This window comes from Psychrobacter sp. T6-1 (assembly GCF_052258445.1).
Map to the genome: position 1 here is coordinate 1 of NZ_JBQQFC010000156.1, position 5,555 is coordinate 5,555.

Sequence of the window (5,555 nt, forward strand, 5' to 3'; positions counted from 1 at the left end):
TTTTAGCTTTTAGCTTTTAGCTTTTGGCTTTTAATAAACAGTAGCCTACCACATACCGCGGCGATGATTTTTTACCCAGCGGTGCATGCCAAGCGTATTGAGAGTTTTCATATTGCTAAAGTTAGTCCAGCTTTGTACCTCTGGGCTAAACTTAACATTGCGATAGAGCTGATCCCAGCTTTGACCTGCGCGCTCAAGCGTCAGAACTTGCTTGTGCAAATCGACCATGTAATCACGTAGCGCCACTTGCTCAGCTTTGGTCGCGGGCGTGTAATGACCGATATCGATGATATCGACGTCTTGTGCGATGACCCAATCTAAAGTGTCAATCCAGCCATCATAGTAAAAGTCTAAAAAGTCATTGTATGGCATGGTTTTGTTTTGACAGACATCAGTACATTGTAGGGCTTTTTGGCGCGGGAATAGTACCATGGTCATGCTATTTGAATGACTAGGATCGACGCGGTGTAGCTCAACGGTCTCGCCGCCAAGGGTAATGGTCATGTCTTCATCGAACACTTTATCTGGAATAGCATACGGCATTCTCTCGCCAATGACAGGCTCGATCGCGTTTCTATGAGCGACGATGGTCGCGCCTTGCTGCTGAAACACTTGACTACCTGCTACCTGCCATGTGATCGGCGTGAGCATGGGTCAAGACGTTGTATTTGACAGGAACACCAAAGCGGCTTTGGATCTCTTTGCTAAGCCACTGGGCCGCGCAAGTCGCGCCTGCATCGACAACTAACGCGCCTTCATCAGTAATCATAACGATACCACTGTGGACTGCAAGCCCTGAACCATTGGTATGACGATACAGATTATCTTTGAGTTTGGTTAAAGTAGGTGCGGCATCATCACACATGCCAACAGTAAAGTCTGGTAGTACAGCACGAGTCGTGATGTTGGATTTATCGACACTAATGCCCGTATCGGACGCCGCAGACGCTGCAACTGACAGGGTCAGACTGGCAAGAGTCAGCATAGATTTTTTGAATAAAGTCATAATAGTCCTTAATGTAGTTGAAATAATAATAGTATTGACTCGGCGACAAAAAAAGTTAGAGAATGGATAGATCAAATCACAAGAAGTTACTAACCTGTAATAATATATAACAAATAATCGGTAATTTGAAGTTTTAATTAACTATCGTAGCGCATAGTTAACAAATAGTTAACATCAAACATTCATTATTTATTATAATGCTCTGACAAATGCTCATATCAGTTCTCATTAATTAAAGGAAGAATAATGAAACCATCAGTAAATACCACTCACGAATTAAGCAAAAAACGATTTCAAGACGCAAGTTACTAGGCGCAGCGGGCATAGGCCTCGGCGCTATACCATTAATGAGCACGCAAGTATTTGCCGCAGCGAATGACGCTAGCCGTCCCGCTGTACCTTATATGGCAAGCACGGCTGAGAAAAAACTCAATATTATTAGCTTAGATCGCTTGCAAGTTGAAGCACGCGCCGCTATTCCAAAAGCAGGCTATGCCTTTGTATCAGGCGGCGCAGGTGATGAGTGGACGCTACGTGAAAACCGCCGTGCCTTTAATGATTATCGCATTGCAGCCAAGCGCTTAGTCGGTTTAACCAACGATGATATCGACATCTCAACGCGTCTGCTCGGTCTAAATATGCCGTCTCCTGTCATGGTAGCGCCTATGGGCGCACATATGATGGTGCATGAGCAAGGCGAAAAAGACACCGCTCGCGGCGCAGGTCTTGCTAATACCTTGTATTGCTCATCGGGTGCCTCAAACGCAACGCTAGAGGAGATCGCAAAGGCCACTACGGGTCCAAAATGGTTTCAGCTGTACTGGAACAATGATATAAAAGTAACGCGCTCACTGTTAAGTCGTGCCAAAGCGGCTGGTTATACCGCTATTATCTTAACCGCTGACGCTCTAGGCCCAGGTCAGCCAGAGGACTTTAGAGCAATGGGCAGCCCATTCCGTCCTGATGCTACCTTTGCCAACCATGATCCTAAAAAAGGCGGTTTTGGTAACTTCTTTGATCAAAAAACCTCACTCACAACCGAAGACATTCAATTTATTAAGACATTCACAGGACTACCCGTTATCGTCAAAGGCGTTTTGCGTCCTGATGATGCCGATAGATTCATCCGCGCAGGTGCCAATGCTATTCAAGTCTCAAACCACGGCGGTCGTCAGATCGATGGTGTCCCTGCTGGCATTACTGCTCTACCCCCTATCGTTGAGATCGTTGCTGGCCGCGTACCTGTTATCTTAGACGGCGGCGTACGTCGTGGTATCGACATCGTTCGCGCTGTGGCTATGGGTGCTGACGCCGTCGCTATCGGTCGTCCGATGATGTATGGCCTGGGCCTTGGCGGCGCACAAGGCGTACAATCCGTTATTGAGCACATCAATAATGATCTAAGATCAACCATGCTCCTCACTGGTGCTCAAAAACTGTCTGATCTAAACCCAAATTTCATTGAGATTGTCGGTCAAAACGAAGAGTACAGTACCTTTGAGGGCTAATTAGGTATAAACCTTGCAATTACCTCAAAATAAAAGAGCGACTAAATTATTTTAGTCGCTCTTTTTTATGCCAAAACGTTTCATTATTATCACTTATATGACTTTATCAATCTACCCACGCAATGACTGATAACTTTAATCGTACAGGGTAAAGTGCCAAATATAGTAGGCTACTCCCTTATTACCTATTACAATACAAACACATTTTACAGTGCGTCACGGACTATGAGTATGAACCCCGCAATTATGAACACCACCCTCGCCGCTAGCTTATTGCTATCCCTACCTACGATATCTCAAGCCGCGACTCCGCAAAAATGGCAACTGGATCTACCCAAAACTCAAGTAGACTTTCAAGTCGCCTACTTTGGCAATGGTATGGTAGAAGGTCAGTTTCATAATATGAATGGCTCAATCCGTTATGACGCAAAAAACCCTACGAGCACAACCATCAACTTTACAGTAAAAACTGACAGCATCGATGCAGGTGGCACTCTGCGTAACGCTTTTTTGCGCCGCAAAGAGCTGCTCAACACCGCGCAATATCCGACGATGACTTTTGTCTCCAAAAAGGTCAGCATGATTAACGCAAAAGAAGCGAACGTTACTGGCAATTTTACTGTGCTGGGACAAACCAAGCCGCTAACCGTCAAGGTCAAACTCAACAACGTTCAAAATGACCCTGCCACTCGTCAACCTGTTATCAAGTTTAAGGCAACAGGCACCATTAACAGATACGACTACGGCGTTACCGCGTTTCCAAACCTCGTTGGCAATGACATACCACTTGAGATATCAGGTCAGCTGGTAGCGGCGAACTAAGGATTGCCAGATAGTCAAAGTGTGATATTCACTATAAGGTAGTATTAAACTTTTAAATTCTCACAGAGAATGACGATAAGACATAACCTATTAATACGATTTTTAACCTTTCATACTATTAGCTACGCTTACCTTGCACCCATTAGGCATACTCAATAGGCTCAATATCATCTAAAAACTGTAGATCATTCGTCTCAATTAATCGTAGCTCATAAGTTGATTGCAAATTAAGCCAAAACTGCGCGCTACCACCAAAATACTTAGCTAGACGTAAAGCAGTATCTGCGGTAACTCCTCGCTTCTCGCGGATAATTTCATTGATACGAGCCGCCGTGACGCCAAGATTATTAGCTAGAGCATTAGCACTCATATCAAGGGGCTTAAGAAAATCCTCTCGCAATACTTCGCCTGGATGTATGGGGCGCATACCATTTTTAGTCATAATAACCTCTATTTATTCTACTATATTTAAAATTAATGATAATCAACTATCTCTACTTCTATAGCTCCTTTGTCTGTCCAAACAAAGCATAGTCTGAATTGAGCGTTAATACGAATACTGTGTTGACCTTCTCTATTACCTCGTAGCGCTTCTAAACGATTGCCAGGCGGCGATTTCAAATCTTCTAAAATAATTGCATTATCTAACAGTAATAGCTTTCGTTCTGCTACATTTTTGATTGCAGACCAACGCTTGGTTTTTCCTGTTTCAAAAAGCGCTCGCGTATCGCTACATTTAAAATCAATCGTCATATTTATGCCAAAGTATTGCGAACGTTTTTTATTGTATATCGATAATCGATAAATAGCAAAACATAAACTGCTTTTTGCGCACTGATCTTTTGGTTAGTATAAAGTATGGGGCGAATCCTATAAAAAATTATTTCATCAGCGACGCTTATGTACACTTAATAACCGAATAGGCAAACCATTTGTAGCGTTTTTAAACAAAAAATTCTACTGCTTTTAAAATAGCTATAAACACAACCACACTGATAATAATTTTTGTCAGGTTTATACCCTCATGCCCTTCTTCAAGCTCAAGACGATTTAGAACATTTAGGGAGTCATTCGATACCTCATTCCAACTACTATGCTCTTTCTCAACTTGATACAAACCAACTTTGTAGGGTTTCTCCAAATTTAACAAGTAGTTTTCTAGCTGTTCCCACTGTTCATTTGGATAGCTCTGCATAGCTTGTTCAAGTACTTTTGGATCATCTGTAGCATAAGATAAGGGAATTGGGTTAAAGTTTATCCAATGTGATAAGAATTCATCTGATGAAGCAGTATAAAGGGCAACAGTTGGAATCCTGTCACCGATGTTCACATTTTTTAATGAATTGCGTTTTGTTATCTTTATAACTGGAAAGTAACCATAGCCTTTACTCAAGTCTCCATTCACAGCAACGAGAGTAGGATAAGTACCCACAACGATACCACCGTTTGAATGACCACTTAAGAAATGCTCTTTTTTGTTTGTCCAATAGTAAACATTTATAATAACTGCTACAACAATAACGAATAAATATACGATATCGATAATCACAGTAGCTAGTAGCGACCAAACTACAAACAAGAGTAGTGAACCTACAACTATCTTATTATGTCGAAACCATACCCGTTTTTTGAGTTCTGCATTACTCGGGTTTGAAGCAACAGTGTCATTATCAACTGTAAAATTATTCTTCACTAGATATTCCTTCCACGCTACAGATCTTGTTAACAAGGTTTTAAAAAGCTATTTGGATGTTTCAAATATCCAAACAGTAATCTAGAGAATAGTATTCTAAATATAAAAAAAGAGCCACCGGAATTATCCAGCAGCTCCTCCTCTTACAATCTCTTCAATTTAACTATGAATCATAGCTAAGTACTGGGTTAAAGCCGCAGCCTACAAATCAGGCCAAACTATTTACCGCTTCAACCACCGCATCCGCGGTAATACCAAACTCTTTATACAAATCGCTAGCAGGCGCAGATTCACCATAAGTGGTCATGCCGATGACTTTACCATCAAGACCGACGAACTTGTACCAGTAGTCCACATGCGCGGCCTCCACTGCGACGCGGGCGCGGATAGTGGCAGGCAATACCGAGTCGCGGTAATCAGCGTCTTGTTCCATAAAGATCTCCGCACAGGGCATAGAGACCACACGGACGCCAACGCCATTTTCGCTAAGCGTTTGATGCGCTTGCATCGCAAGGCCAACTTCTGA

The 5,555-nt window shown here is 42.6% G+C and carries 6 protein-coding genes and 1 pseudogene; 2 read left to right on the forward strand and 5 right to left on the reverse strand.

The window, feature by feature from the left end:
• Positions 1-45: 45 nt before the first annotated feature.
• A pseudogene (locus ACTXGO_RS08955) lies at positions 46-985 on the reverse strand (MBL fold metallo-hydrolase).
• 368 nt (positions 986-1,353) lie between these two features.
• Between ACTXGO_RS08955 and ACTXGO_RS08960 the strand changes: the two are divergent.
• Together ACTXGO_RS08960 and ACTXGO_RS08965 are read left to right on the forward strand one after the other, a co-directional pair.
• Positions 1,354-2,514, forward strand: coding sequence for an alpha-hydroxy-acid oxidizing protein (locus ACTXGO_RS08960; protein WP_443542006.1), 1,161 nt, complete (start codon positions 1,354-1,356; stop codon positions 2,512-2,514).
• 231 nt (positions 2,515-2,745) lie between these two features.
• Entirely contained in the window at positions 2,746-3,336 is a 591-nt protein-coding gene (locus ACTXGO_RS08965) for a YceI family protein (RefSeq protein ID WP_443542008.1), read from the forward strand.
• Positions 3,337-3,478: 142 nt separating this feature from the next.
• On the opposite strand, the gene ACTXGO_RS08970 is transcribed toward ACTXGO_RS08965, so the two are convergent.
• From ACTXGO_RS08970 to ACTXGO_RS08985, 4 genes are all read right to left on the reverse strand, one after another.
• A complete protein-coding gene (locus tag ACTXGO_RS08970) occupies positions 3,479-3,778 on the reverse strand; it encodes a HigA family addiction module antitoxin (RefSeq protein WP_443542010.1) in 300 nt (99 codons plus the stop codon).
• 32 nt (positions 3,779-3,810) lie between these two features.
• Positions 3,811-4,089, reverse strand: coding sequence for a type II toxin-antitoxin system RelE/ParE family toxin (locus tag ACTXGO_RS08975; RefSeq protein WP_443542012.1), 279 nt, complete (start codon positions 4,087-4,089; stop codon positions 3,811-3,813).
• Positions 4,090-4,279: 190 nt separating this feature from the next.
• Complete coding sequence (locus tag ACTXGO_RS08980; protein ID WP_443542014.1) at positions 4,280-5,029, reverse strand: DUF3239 domain-containing protein; 750 nt, start codon at positions 5,027-5,029, stop codon at positions 4,280-4,282.
• A 208-nt stretch (positions 5,030-5,237) separates the two neighbouring features.
• On the reverse strand, positions 5,238-5,555 hold a 318-nt coding region (locus tag ACTXGO_RS08985), incomplete at its 5' end, for a transketolase-like TK C-terminal-containing protein (protein WP_443574125.1).